This window comes from Pontibacter oryzae (genome assembly GCF_003576375.1).
Taxonomy (GTDB): domain Bacteria; phylum Bacteroidota; class Bacteroidia; order Cytophagales; family Hymenobacteraceae; genus Pontibacter; species Pontibacter oryzae.
Window position 1 is genome coordinate 147,338 of the sequence record NZ_QWGE01000002.1, and the last position, 16,561, is coordinate 163,898.

Consider the following 16,561-nt stretch of genomic DNA (forward strand, 5'->3'; position numbering starts at 1 on the left):
TATGGCTAAGACACTTTTTGATAAAATCTGGGATGCGCACGTGGTGCGCTCTATACCTGGCGGTCAGGATGTGTTTTACATTGACCGGCACCTGATACATGAGGTAACCAGCCCGCAGGCCTTTGATGAGTTGGAGCGCCGCAAGCTGCCGCTTTTCAGAAAGCAGCAGGTAGTAGCCACCGCCGACCATAACGTGCCTACGCGCAACCAGCACCTGCCGATTCAGGACCCGCTGTCCCGGTCGCAGGTGGATAAGCTTACCGAAAACTGCCATAAGTATGGCGTGGAGCTTTTTGGCCTGGGCCATGAGAACCAGGGCATTGTGCACGTTATCGGGCCGGAGCTTGGGCTAACCCAACCCGGCATGACGATCGTGTGTGGTGATAGCCATACTTCAACCCACGGGGCATTTGGGGCTATTGCCTTTGGCATAGGCACCAGCCAGGTGGCGCAGGTTATGGCATCGCAGTGCCTGCTGCAAAGCAGGCCAAAGCGCATGCGCATCAACTTGGACGGGGATTTGCGTAAAGGCGTGTCGGCCAAGGATGTTATTCTATACATTATCGCGCAGCTGGGCACTGGCGGCGCAACAGGCTATTTCGTGGAGTATGCCGGCAAAGCCATCCGCTCGCTAAGTATGGAAGGCCGCATGACGGTTTGTAACATGAGCATCGAGATGGGCGCACGCGGCGGCCTGATCGCCCCGGACGAGGTTACGCTTGCTTATTTAAAAGGGAAAAAATACGCTCCGAAAGGAGAGGAGTGGCAGAAGGCCGTGGCTTATTGGAGCACCTTGCACACCGATGCAAGCGCAGCCTTCGATGTAGAGTATACTTTTAAAGCTGAGAATATCAGCCCGATGATCACCTATGGCACTAACCCTGCCATGGGCATGGCCCTGAACGAGGTAATCCCGGCTTCTACCATGGAGGTGGATAGCCAGGGCATGCTGAAGTCGCTCAGCTACATGGGCTTTGCCCCAGGCGAGTCGCTGCTGGGCCATGAAATCAGTTATGTTTTTATTGGCAGTTGCACCAACTCCCGCATCGAGGACCTGCGCGTGGTGGCCGAGTACGTGAAAGGCAAGCAGAAAGCCAGCCATGTGGAGGCCATTATCGTACCGGGCTCGAAACTGGTTGAGCAGCAGGCCCGTGAGGAGGGTTTGGATGCCATACTTGCAGCAGCAGGTTTTGAACTGCGTGAGCCGGGCTGCAGTGCCTGCCTCGCCATGAATGATGATAAGATTCCGGCTGGAGCCTATTGTGTCTCTACTTCCAACCGCAATTTTGAGGGCAGGCAAGGCCCCGGCGCACGTACCCTGCTGGCAAGCCCCTTGGTGGCTGCCATTACAGCCGTGGAGGGCAAGATTGTAAACATCATGGACTACGTGAACTGATGGAGAAGTTTAGCATATTAAATAGTCAGGCAGTGCCGCTACCCGCTGAGAACGTGGATACGGACCAGATCATACCTGCCCGTTTCCTGAAAGCGACTACGCGCGAAGGCTTTGGCAAGAACCTGTTCTGTGATTGGCGCTATGCCAGTGATGGTACGCCCAAACCGGATTTCGTGCTGAACGATACACGCTACAGTGGCCAGATATTGCTGGCAGGCAAAAACTTTGGTTGCGGCTCCAGCCGCGAGCACGCCGCCTGGGCTATTTATGACGCTGGCTTCCGGGCAGTGATCAGCAGCTATTTTGCCGACATCTTTAAAGGCAACGCATTGAATAACGGCTTGCTGCCGCTACAGGTATCAGAAGAGGTGCTTCAAGCGCTTATTAACCAGGTGCAGGCACAGCCAGATACTAAGATCAGCATTAACCTCTCAGAGCAGCAACTGCACGTGGGAGCAATTGGGCTTACAGTTTCGTTTGAGATTGATGCCTATAAAAAAGAATGCCTCCTGCATGGCTATGATGATATTGACTTTCTGGTGAACCAGAAGGAGGCTATTGTAAACTATGAAAAGAACAGACAATGGGTGTATTAGCGAAGAAGATTGTGGTGCTGCCCGGCGACGGGATTGGACCTGAAGTGTGCCAGGAAGCTGTAAAAGTGCTTCAGGCGGTAGCTGAGAAGTATAACCATTCGTTCACGTTCCGTTCGGCACTGCTAGGCGCATGCGCCATCGAAAGCACAGGTCAGCCGCTACCAGAAGATACTTTGGCTGCCTGCGAGTGGGCCGATGCTGTATTACTCGGAGCCATCGGTGATCCGAAGTATGACCAGGACCCTGCTGCTAAAGTACGTCCGGAGCAGGGCTTACTCGGGTTACGCAAAGCACTTGGCCTATACGCTAACATTCGTCCGGTTACGGCTTATGATACCTTGTTGGAGCACTCGCCGCTTAAACCAGAGCGCATCTCCGGGGCAGACATACTCATTTACCGCGAGCTAACTGGCGGCTCATACTTTGGGGAGAAAGGCCGCGACAGCAGCCTGGCATACGATACCTGCACCTACACCCGCGAGGAGATCACGCGCATAGCGCATTTGGCCTTTAAAGCAGCTGAGTCGCGGCACGGTTTGCTGACACTGGTGGATAAAGCCAATGTAATGGAAACTTCCAGGCTGTGGCGCGAAGTGGTGCAGCAGATTGCCATAGAATACCCGAAGGTAGAAGTTGATTACCTGTACGTAGATAATGCGGCCATGCAGCTTATCCTTAACCCGCGGCAGTTCGACGTAATCCTTACGGAGAACATGTTCGGCGACATACTTTCGGATGAGGCTTCTGTGATCGGGGGCTCTATTGGCTTGCTGCCTTCAGCCTCGGTTGGGGCGCATACGGCCTTGTTTGAGCCGGTGCATGGTTCTTACCCACAGGCTAAAGGCAAAGGCATTGCCAACCCGATTGCGGCCATACTTTCTGCGGCCATGCTGCTGGAGTACTTTGAGCTTAAAGAGGAGGCGAAAGCCGTGCGCGACGCCGTGCAGAAAGCCATCAGCAGCAACATCCTCACGCAGGAGCTGAACCAAACCTCGCCTTATACTACCGAGCAGGTAGGCACATTCATCGCCTACACTGTGCTGGAGGGATCTGAGGTTGAGTTACATAGAAAGAATATCGAGATTGGTCTAAGTACCATCATTTAGATAAAAGATAGTTTTGATTAGTTTTTAATTCCAGATTGACTAAGCTGCTTTCTCTTGGATTGCAGTTTTTTAAAAGAACATGACAACAGAAAGTTGCATGAAAAAGCCGCTGATTTGGGTTTCAGCGGCTTTCTTTTTTTGCAGAATATGTGCTCTCATCTCTGCACGTAAATAAATGAGCTTTTATCGCTCTATACTTTAGTGTACATTTAAGGGGGAGATTTACGATAGCGAAATCATCAAAAACCTAATACAAGGTATACTATGATACAGATTTACCATAACAACCGGTGCAGCAAGAGCCGCCAAGCCTTGCAACTGCTTCAAGACAAGAACCAGGAAATCGTGGTGATTGATTACCTTAAAAACCCGCCAACAGCCGATGAGCTGGGCCATTTGCTGCACAAGTTAAGCATGCGCCCGGAGGAATTACTGCGCAAAGGCGAAGCGGTTTATAAAGAGCAATACAAAGGGAAAAGCCTAAGTGCTGAAGAATGGATTCAGGCAATGGTGTTACACCCTGTGTTGATCGAGCGGCCTATTGTTGTAAAAGGGGATAAAGCTGTGGTCGGAAGGCCTCCGGAAAAGGTCATGGAATTGTTTTAAAGTGATATTACGACACAATCAATAAAGTAAAAACGACAATAATTGCCGGAAATACATAGTGTTGGTATACTTTGGCAATCTGGCTTTCGGTATCATACTTTTTGCGTTTCACAAACTGCACAATAGATGTCCCTATCAGCGAGGTGATCATAACATAGGTAAATATAAAAATCTTGTCTGATATAGTGGCATACTCCATAACCGGTTTATAGGCAGAAAAGTACAGCGCAATAGAAGCCAACAAAGAGGTTACCTGCATAGCCTCCATGGTTTCGAAGCGGTGCAGCGGGATGAATACCGAGAAATAGGAAACGATGAGTATAACAAGCAAGGGCGTAAGTACCTTCAGGAAAAAATCTACGCGGGCACGGGCAAGTACGTATGTGTAGCTGAATTTATAAAATGGCAGCGTTCGCTGTTGGTCTTTAAATGTGTTCACAAAAGAGACAAGGTCGTGGTCATAGCCAACATACTGGTCTACATACTCCCAACCTTTCATGTCGAAGATAGAGTCATTCAGTGCTGTGGCAGATGGCTGCACAAGAAAAGGCTGAACTGCGGCGGATGGCTGGAAATGAATGGAGAATTTCTGTTTGTCGAAGGGGTAGTTACGGAGGTCAGGCTCAAACAGAAACTTACCTGAAACTTTATACAAGTACTCATACAAAGTTGGCAACACAGATTGTCTTGTCCTGCTGAGTAGCTTTATATCGAGGAGATACTCGTGACTGGTCTCGCTGCGGGCAGCATTAGTGAAGTCTATCTGATTTATGGCTATCTCGCTGTTTGTAGATAATTGCAGGTAGAAAGTAGCATAAAAACTTCTGTCTAAATCGCTGACACGGTTAATTTGCACCATATCAATGTGTGTGTACAGCACGGGTACCTGGCTAAGCGAGTCGTTGATCCGCAGATATTGCTCCGGAGCTAAGATATGCCGCGACAGCGAAGGAGGCTTCCAGGCAAGCAGCACATCGCCTGCTTTAGAACGTTCCGGCGTGAAATACCAATCATCGAACCAGCCCCGGTAAATACGGCTGCCACTTATATACCGTTCGAGCCCACGGTTTATTCGTGTGCGGATATCCGGGGACTCGTTGGAGTTGTCTTGAGCTGCTGATGCCATTAGGCCAATGGCATCAGCCATGCGCGCGCCAAAACTGAGTTGCAAGTCTAATTTCTCGCCTGGCACAACCTCTTTCTGAAACGCTGGTATTTGCTCCTGAAGTCTCAAATTGAATGTGCCAGGGATGCCAATCACACTCAGATCGTATAACTCACCGTAGATTTCACCGTCCGTTTGAGAAGCAACAAACCCTAAATCCCCTAGTCCTGTGAAAACAGGTAGGTTCACACCAGTTTTCCGCAAGTGTTTAATCAAAGTGGAACTGATGACGCTTTCAAATGATAATAACAGAAAATCTGAATTACCGGCCAACAAATGGCTAAGGCTATCCAGGTCTGCCTGTTTAAATTGGTAGTTGGCTGGGTACCACTTTTCCAATACAACTTTAAATTCCGGGTCAGTTTTTTCCAGCGCGCGCATTTTATCCAGCAGGGCAAAAGAGTAAAGGTCTCCTGCCTTACCTATAAATGAAGGCCGCTTATACTTTCCCTTTAGCAGTAGCTCAAAGCGTGCCTCTACATCTTTTATACTTTGCTCATACGTGAACATATTGGGGTAATCCTTAAAAAGCGGAGTGAGGGAGTAACCACCGATAAAGGGCACGCCGGCAGGACCAACTACTTCAGAAATTGCCTTGGACCGGGTGGAGCTCCAGCAACCAACATAGCCAATCAGGTTCCTATCACCGATGGTTTCTTCTACCACTTTCCGTGCTTCGGCGGGGCTACCTTTATCATCGAGGTATTTAACCCGCAACTGCCTGCCATCAATGCCGCCTTGCTGGTTGATGATATTGACATGGGTATCAATTACAAAGTGTACAACTTCAAGGTCGTTTTTGCTGAGCTCTATGTTATTAAGTATAACGCCGATAGTGTAATAGCCCGTTAAGCTTGTATGGGCATAGAAATGCTTGTAGAGTATAAAACCCACAAGAATGGCTCCTGTAACAAGTACAGCAATCTGATAATAAAGAGCCCTATGGATTGTTGCTATGCCAGACATCCCCTGAAACACATAAACGACTCAAAAGCGCATTTTTTGCAGGCCTTTTAAGTATAAATAGTTATATATCAGATATATACGAGGTTTGGGTGAGATGCGCTTTATTTTTAAAGTTTATGTTAGGTTAATGTGTTAGCTCACAAATGACAATCTAATAAATTGCATAAAAAAAGCCAGGCTATATAAGCCTGGCTTTTCCTGATATTGAATCAAACGAAGGTGCTCTAATCTATGATGTTAAAAATGCGGTTCCAGCGAATTCTGCTGAAGAATGAGCCTTCCGGGTTGGTAGACATCCAAATCATTACTGCTTTACCCACAACATGATCGGCAGGTACGTAGCCCCAGTAGCGTGAGTCCAAAGAGTTGTGGCGGTTATCGCCCATCATAAAGTAATAGTCCTGCTTAAAGGTATACTGTGTTACTTCTTTGCCATCTATGAAAAGCTTTCCGTCGCGCACTTCGGCGTTTTCGTTGTGCTCGTATTCAGTGATTACCCTTTCGTAAAAAGGCAGCGATTCTGGGGTAATGGCTACCGTAGCCCCTTCCTTTGGAATGTATATTGGGCCGAAGAAATCGCGGTTCCACTTATACTTGCTCGGCACCTGCGGGAAAATCGCCGCTTCAACCTCATCTGGAGCGGCTCTGTAAAGTATAACCTCTTTAATGAAGTCGAGCTGCTCAATCTCTTTGGCAAGTTCGGGTGTGGCATCAATCAGGTAGCCTTTATCGAACATTTGCTTATCGGCCAGGTTGATGTTGCGGTCCTGGAAAAACTTGTCTGAAAGCTGCATGGTAGGTATAATAATATACTTAAACTGCATCTTCTCAGGGTTTTCGATGGCCTTGCCGTTGATGTAGACCTGCATATCCCTTACCTCCAGCGAATCGCCGGGTAAACCAATGGCGCGCTTGATGTAATTGGTGCGCAGGTCCGCGGGGTGTTGCTCCTCAGGCGGATAGTTGAACACTACCACATCGTTGCGCTGTACTTCTGAGAAGCCCGGCAAGCGGTATGATTTCAGCTGGATGGCATCAGAATAGGAGGGGATGTTAGTGCCCCAAATAGTCTGGTGCGTCAGCGGCACCTGCAATGGCGTCATAGGAGTGCGTGGCCCGTAATGCAACTTGCTCACAAACAGGAAGTCGCCTACAAGCAGCGATTTCTCCATCGATGGCGTGGGTATGGTGTATGCCTCAAAAGTTGCCCAGCGGATCAGGCTTGCCGCGATCACAGCGAAAAGTATGGCATCGCCCCACTCACGGGCAAAGCTTTTCTTTTTCTTAGGCTCTTTTGTTACGGGTTTCTTCTCCCAGAATTTTACGTTCATTTGCAATAGCTATGGTTATAGATTCAGCATGTCTTTCATGCCATACACGCCTTGTCGGCCCTGTATCCATGCGGCAGCCATAACAGCGCCCTCTGCAAAACCGGCGCGGCTGTGCGCAATATGCCCCAGTTCGATCGTGTCGACATCGGAGTTGTATGTAACGATGTGTGTACCCACAACGTCCGGCTCGCGCTCCGAAGCGATGTTTAATTTAGTTTTTTCTTCCGGATTATCACTTACCCAGCCCTCTAAATCTTTGTAGCTGGCAAGGATGCCTTCGGCTGTAGTGATGCCGGTGCCACTTGGTTTGTCTACTTTTTGCAGGTGATGCACTTCCCGGATACTTACCTGGTAAGCTTTATACTCCTGCATCTTGCTGGCTACAAACTCATTGAAGTGAAAAAACAGATTCACGCCTACGCTATAATTAGAAGCATAGAAAAAGGCACCGTTATTTTCTGCGCAAAGCTTTTTGGCATCTTCAAACTGATCGAGCCAGCCAGTAGAGCCAGAAACCACAGGTATGCCATGCGTGAGGCAGTAGCTGATATTAGCAAAAGCAGACTCAGGATGCGTAAATTCAATAGCTACATCCGTATTCTGTCCGGTGTATTCTTTCAGTTCAGCAGTATTGGAGTGGTCAATTTTCCCAACAATCTCATGACCTTGGGCCAAGGCCATTTGCTCAATGGTTTTACCCATTTTGCCGTAGCCAATCAATAATATCTTCATTTGGGTCTGGTATAAAGCGTAAGCGTAAAGCCTGGCGTTAGGTTGCCGGGCTGTGAGGTTAAGTGCAGCAAATTAGGCCGTACTTGCAAGGCTAACTCGTCGCTGATATCGAAATCTTTCATGTGGGCGTGCACATAAGCTTCCGCAATTTGTAAGGCGTAAGCCCCAACAGAAAGTATGATCGTGAGGTCGCGGTTACGGCGCCAGAAGTCCCGGCGGTATCGGAGTGCGTTAATTGCGGTTTGTCCGTTGGCTGTACCTAAGTATTGATTATCTGCAAACTGGTCTATAGTGGTAGAGTCGCCGTCTACCCGTATATTTAGCGCTTCTCGGTAGTCCTGATAATTTTTGTTATTGTCAAAATAGAAGTACCCAAGCACGGCACCCGTCGCATAAACTAATGGCAGCTTCCAGTAGGCTTTGTTGTAGAACTGCCCACCGCCTGGTATAACAGCAGAAAAGAGCGCTGCCTTGGCAGGTTTATCCCAGCTGCTGAGCGGCTGCTTAAAGTTTGACAAGAAAAACTTATTCTTCTCTGCTGCTACGGTATCAGGCACGAGCACACGCACTGAGTCAGGGCCTGAGGTAATTACTTGGCCATGTACAGTTTCCGGTGAAACGTAAAAAAGCGCGGCCAGGAGCCATACTGCAATACCAGTCTTCAGCCTCATTAAGCTTTAGTAGTTTAGTATTTCTAAAATCCGGTTCAGCTCATCTACCGATACAAAAGGTATTTTGATTTCGCCTTTGCCATCGTTATTGGCTTTCACCTGAATTTTGGTGCCGAACTGCGAAGCAAGCTTCGTTTCAACGGTTTTCAGCTCTTCGTCATACTTGCCAAACTGCAGTTTCTGCTGCGCGTCAGGTTTTTTCTTAGCGTTCTGCAGGTTGCGCACCAGTTCTTCTACCTTACGCACCGATAGTTCTTTGGCTACAACTTCCTTGAAAACGTCAAGTTGCTGCTCAATCGTATCAATGTTGATGAGGGCACGGGCATGGCCCATCGAAATAACATTGTCGCGCAGGGCGATCTGGATATCAGGCGGCAATTTTAAAAGGCGCAGGTAATTGGTAACAGTCGTGCGCTTTTTACCCACGCGGTCGCCAAGCTCTTCCTGCTTCAGGCTGCACTCCGAGAGGAGGCGCTGGTAGGAGAGGGCAATCTCGATGGCGTTCAGGTTTTCGCGCTGTATGTTCTCGATCAGGGCCATTTCCAGCATCTGCTGGTCATCGGCCTTGCGGATAAACGCAGGAATAACGGTTAGCCCGGCAATTTTGGAGGCCTGGTAACGGCGCTCACCCGAAATTAGCTGGTAGCTGTTCTGGCCAAGTTGGCGAACGGTAATAGGCTGAATGATGCCCTGTACTTTAATAGATTCGGCCAATTCCTCCAGCGCAGCCTGATCAAAATGGGTGCGGGGCTGGTAAGGGTTGGTCTCTATCTGGTTAATGGCTATATCTGCGATGGTATTGACTTCGTTTAGGATGGAAGATTCTGTTTTCCCGGTATACTTGTTGCCCTCCAAAAGAGAGCCCAAGCCTCGGCCGAGGCCGCTTTTGCGTTTCGCTGCAGAATTTTTGTTATCAGACATGTACTCGTATTGTTATTTCGCCAGCACTACACTGTTCTTCTCTGCTATCTCGCGGGCCAGGTTCAGGTAGCTAAGGGCACCCTTGCTCTCTGCATCGTGCAGCAAGGCCGGTATGCCAAAGCTTGGCGACTCACTCAATTTTACGTTTCTAGGGATGATCGTATCGAAAACCATCTGCTGGAAGTGTGTTTTAACTTCTTCCACTACCTGGTTACTCAGGCGCAAGCGCACGTCATACATAGTCAGCAGGATGCCTTCTATAGCCAGCTCTGTGTTCAAGCGCGACTGGATGATCTTGATCGTGTTAAGCAGCTTGCCAAGTCCTTCGAGGGCAAAATACTCGCACTGCACCGGAATCACCACAGAATCTGCGGCTGTAAGTGAGTTAACCGTAATCAAGCCAAGCGATGGCGAACAATCGATGATAATGTAGTCGTACTGCTGCTTCAGGGCATTAAGTGCCACGCGCATCTTCTCCTCGCGGTTGTCCATGTTGATCATCTCAACCTCAGCACCCACTAAATCTATGTGAGACGGAATCAGGTCTAGAAATTCTATACTTGGCGACTGCAGGATAATATCTTCGGCTTTAACATCCTCTACCATGCATTCGTAAATGCTGCTGGTAATGGTGGCCGGGTCAAAACCCAGACCGGATGTGGCGTTTGCCTGAGGGTCTGCGTCTACTAAAAGTGTTTTATATTCTAAGGCTGCCAGGCTGGCGGCCAGGTTAATAGCCGTGGTGGTTTTTCCTACTCCACCTTTCTGGTTGGCAACCGCAATAATCTTTCCCATTCTTTCCTTATAGTTCAATAGTTTGACCTATCTCCATCAAAATAAGTTCCTTATCAGCCATCTGCGCCACTTCCATCACTTCCTCCTTGTCAATGGCAATGTAAGGGAAGGTGTCGAAGTGCATGCCAATCACCTTGTCAACCTGTACAAAATCAGCGGCTATCATGGCATCGTGAATGTCCATAGTAAAGTTATCGCCAATTGGCAGCAAGGCAAAATCCACGTCAAACTGCTCCGGTATAAGCTTCATGTCATACGTCAGGGCAGTGTCGCCGGCGAAGTAGAACGTTTGTGTTTCTGTTTCCACTACAAAGCCTGCAGCACTTCCGGCGTACGTGCCGTCGGGCAGTGAGCTGGAGTGGATGGCATTCACCATTTTAACTGTTCCGAAAGGCAGTGTTACCTTGCCGCCCGTGTTCATTGGGTGCAGGTTCTCGAGCCCTTTCTGGCCATACCAGTTGGTGATCTCAAAAGTGGCTACAATAGTGCTGTTGTTATTTTTGGCAATTTGTTCTGCATCGTGCACGTGGTCCTGATGGCCATGCGATAGCAGGATATAATCGGCCTTTATATCGTCTACGTTGATGCTGGATGCTAACTCGTTAGGGGAGATGAACGGGTCGAACAACACGCGTTTTTCTCCAATTTCAAACAGGAAGCAAGACTGGCCGTAGTACGTTATTTTCATAATCTTATCAAATTTGAGTAGTGATATTTGCTATGCAAGATAGTTTATACCTGCACAAAGATACATTTTTTTAGCCATAAAGATGAGTTGAACTTTAGGCCACAGGCGTTTATTTTTCCACAAAAGCGGGGCGTTTTTCAATTATTTAAAGTGGCCTGTAGTTATGAAACGCATAAGTGGACGATTCGGTATATGCCTGCCCTGCACAAGCCAAAGTATGATGCCAGGCGAGGCAAGACAAGTATAGCTCTTCCCTCCAAGCGCATCGAAATGTATACTTCTGGAAGCCAAGTATAAAACGCAAAAAGGCAGACGGTTAACGCGTCTGCCTTTTCAGTTATGTTTTTAAGCTAAAGGATTATGGTAAACTCTTCACCGTCCAGTTGGCATAATCGGCAAAGTAGTTGGCATTCCAGCTTTTATAACGCGGCACCATGTGCTGCTGCAGCCGGCGCTTAAAGTCCTCGAAGTTCTTCTGTTTCGGGTTAGTCCAGAGAGCCTCGCTCAAGGCTGTCATCCGCGGGAAAACCATGTATTCCAAGTTGTCCACAGTCGGGATGTACTCGGTCCAGACGTTGCCTTGCGCGCCTAAAATATACTTAGCCTCCGGTTTGCCTTTCAGTTGGGCGGGCAGCGGGTTATAGTTGTAAACGGCATCTAGCGGGTTGTAACCGGGTATCTGCAGGCTGTCGGCTTTGGTCTTGGCCTGGTAGAGGTTAAAGTATAAAGGCTTCAACGGCGTCATGATGACCGGGTGCTTTTTCAGGGCGGCTTCAGCTCCCTTTTTGTCATCGGCCCAGTTCATTACAATAGCCGTAGTATCCAGGTCACCTTCCAGTATCTCGTGCCAGCCTATGATCTTCTTGTCCTTTTTGGCCAGGTAGCCCGCCACTTGCTCTATAAAGTATGTCTGCAGCCCTTTTTCGTCTTTCAGGTTATGCTTTTTTATGAACTGTTGCGCCTGTGGGCTTGCCTTCCACCACATTTTGCTGGTTTCGTCGCCGCCAATATGTATGTACTGCGATGGAAACAAGTCTGCCACTTCCTCGAACACGGTTTTTAGGAACTTGAAAGTTTCCGGTGTGGGGGCCAGCACGTTGTTCTGGCGGTTATACATGCCCCAGGTAAAGGCTACGTTCCAGGTCGTGTCGGGGCGTGTGCTAAACTCGGGATAAGCCGCAATGGTGGCGCGGCTGTGGCCCGGTATGTCGATTTCGGGAATGATGTTGATGCCACGAACTTGCGCATATTTGATCACCTCTTTCACCTCTTCCTGCGTAAAGAACCCTCCGTAGCGTTTCGGGTTGTAGCGCACCGGCTTATCGAAGAAATGGCCGATGAGCGTTGAGTCGCGCCAAGAGCCGATACTGTTCAGTTTAGGGTAGCTCTTGATTTCGATGCGCCAACCCTGGTCGTCGGTTAGGTGCCAATGGAAGTTGTTGAACTTATGGAAGGCCAGGTAATCGATATACTTTTTCACGAACTCCAGTGGGAAGGTATGGCGCACCACATCTAGGTGCATGCCCCGGTAAGCAAACTGCGGGTAATCGGTGATTCTTACTGGCTCTACCGTAATGGCTTTTTCCGGAGTGATAGGGAGCAGTTGCAGCAGGGTTTGTTGTCCGTAAACAATGCCGTTTATATCCTGTGCGCTTAGAGTTATACTTCCGTTGCCAGCCTGCAGTACATACATTTCTTTGCGTGTGGCAATGGCTGGGTCATACTTCAGGTGTATTCCCTCTGCTGCGGTTTCGCCTTTTGCTAGTTTCTTGGTAGCTAGCTTAATCCCTAGCTGCGCCTGCAGTAACTCTTGAAGGTAGGATGCCTGTGCCTCGAGCGGCGCATCAAAGAAAATGGTGCTCCTCCGAGTTAAGGTTACTGGCCCTTGTTTAAGGATTACCACTTGCTGCGGCTTCGGTATGATGTTGGCCGCACGCTGGGAATTTGCTAAAAACGGCGCAAATATGGCGCACAGGAATAGACCCAGTAATTGTAAGTTTTTTCGCATGAAGTATAGGGTTTGGCAACAGCTCAAAGTTAACCCTTTAGCTGCTTGTCTATGATACATGTTCTGCTATAGATGTTTAACCAGAAACCAAATATACCCTATACTTTACATAGGTCTTAACAACCGATGCATTATCTGTGAAATTATAAACTGAATGTCGAGATGTGCTTTTAGTGTTTGCCGTAGAAAGTTGATATATCAAAGTATACTTTCTTATTTATGCCGACTTCGGTTATAATCTCAAGCAGATCATAGGGCTTTTTATTATGAAATAGCAGCGATTGTTCTACCATTTGCCCGCCCGGATAATGTGTACGCAGCCATTGGTATTCTTCCGCCACCGATGCTACTTTTATTGCTGATTCAAAAGAAGAACCAGCTTCATAGCTCTCCATGTCTGCAGAAGATGCTGGTTTATTGGCTGCCAATGCAGCGTTAGGTGTAGATTCTTGTGCTGTGGTATTAGTGGAACTTGAAACAGGCTTCGTAGTGCTGCATGAGGCGCAAAGCAGAAGCGTCAAAACAAACTAACGGTTTTTTTCCGTTGCCAGCCGTGCCACTTCTCCCTCTAAGTAAGTCACGAATTGCTGCAATGCATCAGGGCCGCCGCGCTGATGTTTCACCCTTTTTGCTTCCATGCCATTCTGATAAAAAGTGAAGTAGGATGATGGCAGGTCGGTGTAAGGGGAGAGATAGCTATCGTCCAGGGAAGTATACTTCAAGTCTTTAAGCTGCTTCTGCAACGTATGAAGTTGCTGCCCGGAGAGGTAAAAGGTAGCCGTGTCCTGTAAGGGAGCATAGCGCAAGCCTTCGTAATACACTTTCCCATTGCTGTAAAAGGTGGCGTTATACGCTGGGCAAGTACCGTAGCAAGGGGTTTTCTGGAACATTAAAATCGGAATTGCCTCTGTTCGCTCAACGCCTGCCATAGAAGGAGACACACTTTTGCACGCAAGCAGCCATATACAACTAACCACGAGTGGTAAATACGCTATTTTATACTTAGAGAGGCATGTTTTCATACTTGCTGTGCCGGTTAGTCTACTCTACGGAATTTCCCGTTTTCAAAAACATAGGCTTCAGGCGAGCACATCGTTCACTGAGCATAGTTGCGTGTGGAGTCGGGTGGGTTTATGATCAATAGGCGGCTTTTGGTGTTGAAGGTTGCGCCCATGCGGCTTTCGATCTTATCAAGTACTTTGCCGGTTTCCCGATCTATAACATAGTGCTGCTGGCAGTTTGTGCCACAGCTAATGCTTACAACTGTATACTTACCGGCAAAATTTACGCCTTCCTTCATGCCTTTTTGGAGCATGCTTCGATGCGTAGGTGCATCCGAATGGCTGCTCTCATCCAATGGAGCAAGTTTGCCGCGGTACATGGTGCCTACACCATAATCACCGCTGTGCATATACTGTTCAGTGGTAATACGGTAACGGTCGTAGAGTTTTCTGTTGGTCGTGTCGGTGTACGGTAATGTCAAGGAGTCGCGGGATAATTTTTCGCTTAGCTCAGGGTGCGTGCTGGCTATATCATTTTCCTGCCGGGCACTTTCCTGGCAAGCGCTTATGGCTAAGGGTAAAACAAGCCAGAGTATATTTCGTCGGTTCTTTATCTTGTTAATCATATATAGTATATACGATAATTTGAGAGTGTCAGACATAAAAAAAGCCTTTCCTGTTACAGAAAGGCTTTTTTTATATTTTACAAGAAGTTGAGTTTATTTCTTGGCTTTGCGCTTTTGCTGCTGTTGTTCAGAAGCTTGGCGCATGGCTTCCTGCATACGCTCGGTAAACGATGGGCCGCCTTTTTTCTTCTTCTCTTTTATCTTGTGCTTGTTGTCCTCCAGTTTGGCTCTTACCTTTTTCTCATCCACAAACTTTCGGATGGCAGCCTGCTGGCCGAAGGTTACAAGGTTCGAAACAAAGTAGTAAAAGCTAAGACCTGCAGGGAAGGAGTTCAGTACGAACATGAAGATCACAGGCATCAGGTAGCTGTAGAACTTCATCGGGCCCTGCATCGAAGAGTTTATCTGGTTGTTAGACCACGTATAAAGTATGGTTGATGCCGTCATCAGCAAGGTAAACATACTTACGTGATCGCCATAAAACGGAATCGTGAACGGCAGCTTCGCAAATACATCGTAGGTAGAAAGGTCCGTAGCCCAAAGGAAAGCTTCCTGGCGCAGCTCAATCGAGTTCGGGAAGAAGTTGAACATCGCGAACAGGATTGGCATCTGCAGCAGCATTGGCAAGCAGCCACTCAGTGGGCTCACGCCCATTTCCTGGTACAGCTTCATGGTTTCCATCTGCGTTTTCTGCATGTCGCCGTCGTTGCGCTCCTTAATGGCATCAATCTCAGGCTTAAGCACCTTCATTTTCGCCATCGATACATACGACTTGTATGTAAGCGGGAAAAGGATGGTTTTGATGTATAGCACAAGCAACAGGATGATAATACCGTAGCTGCTGAAGTAATTCTCAAGGAAGTCGAAGGCAGGGATAATAACCCACTTGTTCACGTAAGAGAAAATACCCCAGCCCAGGTATAAGTTGTCCTCGAAATCGTTGCCGATCTTGGTAAGGATGTTGTAGTCGTTGGGGCCAAAGTAGAACATGAACTCGCCGTTCCCGCTCACAAGGTCCTTAGTTGGGATGTAGATCTCTGAAGCCAACGTTTTCACAACGGTTGAATCGGCCAGGTCTACAGTGCTCACCATTTTGGCGCCAGCGAACTCGTTACCGGCAATGATACCCGCCGTAAAAAAGTTTTGCTTGTTAGCGATCCATTTAAGCGGTTGCGTTACGGTTGCCTGCTCCTCATCATCAGAAATGCTCAGGTCGTCAAACCCTTCTTCTAAGGTATAGAAATTGATAGTAGATTTGGCTCTGTTTTGCTTCAGGTCGCGCTCTAGTTGCTTCAGGCGGTCGTTCCAGGTAAAGGTAACTGTGTTGCCAGCAATTTGCTGCTCCAGCCCTTTAAAATCCAGCTTATAGCCCATCAGGAAGTTCTCATCATACAACGTATACACTTGGCTGATGGAGCGTCCGTTGCCTAAATCGGCACGGAAAGAAATCGTTTTGCCCGACTTGCCGTCTGCGGATACCTCCTTAACTTCTGAAGGGGTAAAGTATAAATCCGACAGTTTTACCTTTTTGCCTTCTTTGCTGGCGAAGGCGATGTCGGTTTCGCTGCTTTCGCTGTCGAATAATGTCAGAGGGTTGCCTTGATACGTCTTATAGTTTTTCAGCAAAACTTCCTCAACCTGTCCGCCTTTTGTGTTAAAGGTAACGCGGATGTTCTGGTTTTCGAGGGTGGCAGTGCTTGCCTCGCCGGTTGCGGCAGCGCCAAAAGCACCCAGAGCCGTAGCTCTGCGGGCCTGCGCCAGCGAGTCGTCCTCAGCAACTACAGTTGGCTGCACTTGCTCTATCTTGGCTGTTTCCTGAATTGCATTCTGCTGCACGCTTTCGTCCGGACTTGAGAAGAAGAACGAGTACGCAAGTAGCAGTACGGCAATCAATCCAAAGCCAATTGCTTGATTTCTATCCATTTAATTTTTTTGAATTGTGTTGTATTGTGC

At 48.2% G+C, this 16,561-nt stretch carries 16 protein-coding genes; 4 read left to right on the forward strand and 12 right to left on the reverse strand.

Annotated features, from left to right (window positions below; all coding sequences use genetic code 11):
- The first annotated feature begins 1 nt into the window (after position 1).
- From leuC to arsC, 4 genes are all read left to right on the forward strand, one after another.
- Positions 2–1,396 carry a 3-isopropylmalate dehydratase large subunit gene (leuC, locus tag D1627_RS05485; protein WP_119431240.1) on the forward strand — a complete coding sequence of 465 codons (1,395 nt, stop codon included), beginning with the start codon at positions 2–4 and terminating at the stop codon, positions 1,394–1,396.
- Positions 1,396–1,992, forward strand: a complete 597-nt coding sequence (gene leuD / locus D1627_RS05490) for a 3-isopropylmalate dehydratase small subunit (RefSeq protein ID WP_119431241.1) — start codon at positions 1,396–1,398, stop codon at positions 1,990–1,992. The genes leuC and leuD overlap by 1 nt, the downstream gene beginning before the upstream one ends.
- Entirely contained in the window at positions 1,980–3,098 is a 1,119-nt protein-coding gene (gene leuB, locus D1627_RS05495; RefSeq protein ID WP_119431242.1) for a 3-isopropylmalate dehydrogenase, read from the forward strand. The genes leuD and leuB overlap by 13 nt, the downstream gene beginning before the upstream one ends.
- A gap of 264 nt (positions 3,099–3,362) precedes the next feature.
- Positions 3,363–3,704 carry an arsenate reductase (glutaredoxin) gene (arsC, locus tag D1627_RS05500; protein WP_119431243.1) on the forward strand — a complete coding sequence of 114 codons (342 nt, stop codon included), beginning with the start codon at positions 3,363–3,365 and terminating at the stop codon, positions 3,702–3,704.
- 7 nt (positions 3,705–3,711) lie between these two features.
- Here the strand turns inward: arsC and D1627_RS05505 are convergent, their stop codons facing one another.
- From D1627_RS05505 to yidC, 12 genes are all read right to left on the reverse strand, one after another.
- On the reverse strand, positions 3,712–5,835 hold the full coding sequence (locus tag D1627_RS05505; protein WP_119431244.1) for an ABC transporter substrate-binding protein: 2,124 nt from the start codon (positions 5,833–5,835) through the stop codon (positions 3,712–3,714).
- 224 nt (positions 5,836–6,059) lie between these two features.
- On the reverse strand, positions 6,060–7,166 hold the full coding sequence (gene lepB / locus D1627_RS05510) for a signal peptidase I (protein ID WP_119431245.1): 1,107 nt from the start codon (positions 7,164–7,166) through the stop codon (positions 6,060–6,062).
- A 15-nt stretch (positions 7,167–7,181) separates the two neighbouring features.
- Positions 7,182–7,898 (reverse strand): 4-hydroxy-tetrahydrodipicolinate reductase, encoded by a 717-nt coding sequence (gene dapB / locus D1627_RS05515; protein WP_119431246.1) that lies wholly within the window; start codon positions 7,896–7,898, stop codon positions 7,182–7,184.
- A complete protein-coding gene (locus D1627_RS05520) occupies positions 7,895–8,569 on the reverse strand; it encodes a DUF5683 domain-containing protein (protein ID WP_119431247.1) in 675 nt (224 codons plus the stop codon). Before D1627_RS05520 ends, dapB begins: the two co-directional genes overlap by 4 nt.
- Before the next feature lie 6 nt (positions 8,570–8,575).
- On the reverse strand, positions 8,576–9,490 hold the full coding sequence (locus D1627_RS05525; protein WP_119431248.1) for a ParB/RepB/Spo0J family partition protein: 915 nt from the start codon (positions 9,488–9,490) through the stop codon (positions 8,576–8,578).
- A gap of 12 nt (positions 9,491–9,502) precedes the next feature.
- Positions 9,503–10,285: a ParA family protein gene (locus D1627_RS05530; protein WP_119431249.1), complete on the reverse strand. Its 783-nt coding sequence runs from the start codon at positions 10,283–10,285 to the stop codon at positions 9,503–9,505.
- 7 nt (positions 10,286–10,292) lie between these two features.
- The gene (locus D1627_RS05535; protein WP_119431250.1) at positions 10,293–10,973 is read right to left on the reverse strand and encodes a metal-dependent hydrolase; all 681 of its coding nucleotides are present in this window, start codon (positions 10,971–10,973) and stop codon (positions 10,293–10,295) included.
- A 358-nt stretch (positions 10,974–11,331) separates the two neighbouring features.
- Complete coding sequence (locus tag D1627_RS05540) at positions 11,332–12,981, reverse strand: beta-N-acetylhexosaminidase (protein WP_119431251.1); 1,650 nt, start codon at positions 12,979–12,981, stop codon at positions 11,332–11,334.
- Between the two features lie 170 nt (positions 12,982–13,151).
- A complete protein-coding gene (locus D1627_RS05545; protein WP_158607148.1) occupies positions 13,152–13,409 on the reverse strand; it encodes a hypothetical protein in 258 nt (85 codons plus the stop codon).
- Positions 13,410–13,508: 99 nt separating this feature from the next.
- Positions 13,509–13,910: a DUF6438 domain-containing protein gene (locus tag D1627_RS05550; protein ID WP_119431253.1), complete on the reverse strand. Its 402-nt coding sequence runs from the start codon at positions 13,908–13,910 to the stop codon at positions 13,509–13,511.
- 167 nt (positions 13,911–14,077) lie between these two features.
- Complete coding sequence (locus D1627_RS05555; RefSeq protein ID WP_119431254.1) at positions 14,078–14,608, reverse strand: hypothetical protein; 531 nt, start codon at positions 14,606–14,608, stop codon at positions 14,078–14,080.
- A gap of 93 nt (positions 14,609–14,701) precedes the next feature.
- Positions 14,702–16,531, reverse strand: a complete 1,830-nt coding sequence (gene yidC / locus D1627_RS05560) for a membrane protein insertase YidC (RefSeq protein WP_119431255.1) — start codon at positions 16,529–16,531, stop codon at positions 14,702–14,704.
- Positions 16,532–16,561: the final 30 nt, after the last annotated feature.

What these genes read in the sequence shown, in the direction of transcription:
- D1627_RS05525 (WP_119431248.1), bottom strand. Translation starts at nt 9,490, where the DNA reads ATGTCTGATAACAAAAATTCTGCAGCGAAACGCAAAAGCGGCCTCGGC.
- D1627_RS05550 (WP_119431253.1), bottom strand. Translation starts at nt 13,910, where the DNA reads ATGGCAGGCGTTGAGCGAACAGAGGCAATTCCGATTTTAATGTTCCAG.
- leuB (WP_119431242.1), top strand. Translation starts at nt 1,980, where the DNA reads ATGGGTGTATTAGCGAAGAAGATTGTGGTGCTGCCCGGCGACGGGATT.
- D1627_RS05540 (WP_119431251.1), bottom strand. Translation starts at nt 12,981, where the DNA reads ATGCGAAAAAACTTACAATTACTGGGTCTATTCCTGTGCGCCATATTT.
- D1627_RS05530 (WP_119431249.1), bottom strand. Translation starts at nt 10,285, where the DNA reads ATGGGAAAGATTATTGCGGTTGCCAACCAGAAAGGTGGAGTAGGAAAA.
- lepB (WP_119431245.1), bottom strand. Translation starts at nt 7,166, where the DNA reads ATGAACGTAAAATTCTGGGAGAAGAAACCCGTAACAAAAGAGCCTAAG.
- D1627_RS05535 (WP_119431250.1), bottom strand. Translation starts at nt 10,973, where the DNA reads ATGAAAATAACGTACTACGGCCAGTCTTGCTTCCTGTTTGAAATTGGA.
- dapB (WP_119431246.1), bottom strand. Translation starts at nt 7,898, where the DNA reads ATGAAGATATTATTGATTGGCTACGGCAAAATGGGTAAAACCATTGAG.
- leuC (WP_119431240.1), top strand. Translation starts at nt 2, where the DNA reads ATGGCTAAGACACTTTTTGATAAAATCTGGGATGCGCACGTGGTGCGC.
- yidC (WP_119431255.1), bottom strand. Translation starts at nt 16,531, where the DNA reads ATGGATAGAAATCAAGCAATTGGCTTTGGATTGATTGCCGTACTGCTA.
- arsC (WP_119431243.1), top strand. Translation starts at nt 3,363, where the DNA reads ATGATACAGATTTACCATAACAACCGGTGCAGCAAGAGCCGCCAAGCC.
- leuD (WP_119431241.1), top strand. Translation starts at nt 1,396, where the DNA reads ATGGAGAAGTTTAGCATATTAAATAGTCAGGCAGTGCCGCTACCCGCT.
- D1627_RS05555 (WP_119431254.1), bottom strand. Translation starts at nt 14,608, where the DNA reads ATGATTAACAAGATAAAGAACCGACGAAATATACTCTGGCTTGTTTTA.
- D1627_RS05520 (WP_119431247.1), bottom strand. Translation starts at nt 8,569, where the DNA reads ATGAGGCTGAAGACTGGTATTGCAGTATGGCTCCTGGCCGCGCTTTTT.
- D1627_RS05505 (WP_119431244.1), bottom strand. Translation starts at nt 5,835, where the DNA reads ATGTCTGGCATAGCAACAATCCATAGGGCTCTTTATTATCAGATTGCT.